Raw genomic sequence first — 775 nt, 5'->3', positions numbered from 1 at the left:
CTGACCTGCTTGGTTGTACCATCCAGCGCCGTGACGGTGAACGTATCGATCTTGGTCTCGTTCGCCTGCAGGTACTGGGTGGCGCTGTTCGCAACCGAGTAGGTGTAGCTTCCGTTGGCGGCCAGGGTCAGGGTGCCAAGGTTGCCCTGGGCGCCAGCGACCGTGGTCTGGAACGAGCTCTGGTCATGGTCGGCATCGCTGATCGAGATTGACCCGCTGGCAACCAGGTTGCCGTTGGTCACCGCCACATCCTCGGTCACCGAAGCAACCGTCGGATTGCCGATCACGGCCACATCGTTGGTGCCGGTGATCGTCACCGTCACGTTCTGGGTGGTGGTGGAGCCATGGCCGTCATCCAGCGTGACCACGTAGGTTTCGGTGACGACTTCGCCAGCGGCCAGGTACTGAGCAGCCGCATCGTTGATGGTGTAGGTCCAGCCCACCGTGCCACCGGCAGCGCCGGCAGCCTCGTTGACCGCGCCCAGCACTAGGCTGCCCAGGCTGGTGGTGTTGGCCGGAGCCGGCGCAACGCTGGAGGTGTGGCCGTCCTTGAGGTCCACGTCGGTGAAGGCGATCGTGCCCGACGCGACGCTGGTGGTGTCCTCAACCACCGCGCCCAAAGCCGTGGTGTCCGCGGCAACCACCGTGACCACATCGTTGGTGCCGGTGATCGTAACCGTGATGGTCTTGGTCGCCGTGCCGTCCTCGGAGGTCACCAGGATGCTGTCGGTCAGGGTCTGGCCCGCCGGCAGATGCTGGACATCGGTGTTGGCGT

General features: G+C 64.9%; 1 protein-coding gene. It reads right to left on the bottom strand.

Features of this window, described 5'->3' with window-relative positions; translation table 11 throughout:
• On the bottom strand, window positions 1–775 hold a 775-nt coding region (locus OMW55_RS07385; RefSeq protein WP_264882046.1), incomplete at both ends, for a VCBS domain-containing protein.

This window comes from Sphingomonas arvum (genome assembly GCF_026013565.1).
Taxonomy (GTDB): Bacteria; Pseudomonadota; Alphaproteobacteria; order Sphingomonadales; family Sphingomonadaceae; genus Sphingomicrobium; species Sphingomicrobium arvum.
Note: the sequence above shows the minus strand (reverse complement) of the source record. Positions and strands in the feature narration are given on the sequence as shown.